Source organism: Citrobacter sp. Cpo012 (genome assembly GCF_030333015.1).
GTDB classification, from domain to species: Bacteria; Pseudomonadota; Gammaproteobacteria; order Enterobacterales; family Enterobacteriaceae; genus Citrobacter; species Citrobacter portucalensis.
On sequence record NZ_JAOWGR010000022.1, the window covers coordinates 1 to 340 of the forward strand.

Below are 340 nucleotides of genomic sequence, written 5' to 3' on the forward strand. Positions count from 1 at the left end.
TCCAGATTTTTAAAGAGCAAAACTTCGCAGTGAACCTTTTCAGGTACACTCTGAAGTTTTCTTGTGTTTTTGCAGTAAGGATGGTGGAGCTATGCGGGATCGAACCGCAGACCTCCTGCGTGCAAGGCAGGCGCTCTCCCAGCTGAGCTATAACCCCATCGTAAATGCTAATCTCTGTACCCTAATTCGTTTCCGGGCAAGGCGCGGTGGTGCGAAGCATACTGAAGTATGCGAGCATCGCCGTAACACAGCACGGAGGCGAATTTGGTAGGCCTGAGTGGACTTGAACCACCGACCTCACCCTTATCAGGGGTGCGCTCTAACCACCTGAGCTACAAGC

General features: G+C 52.1%; 1 tRNA gene. It reads right to left on the reverse strand.

Annotated elements, in window-relative coordinates:
* Nucleotides 1–81: 81 nt before the first annotated feature.
* Nucleotides 82–157: transfer RNA gene (locus OGX90_RS01185), tRNA-Ala, on the reverse strand.
* Nucleotides 158–340 lie beyond the last annotated feature (183 nt).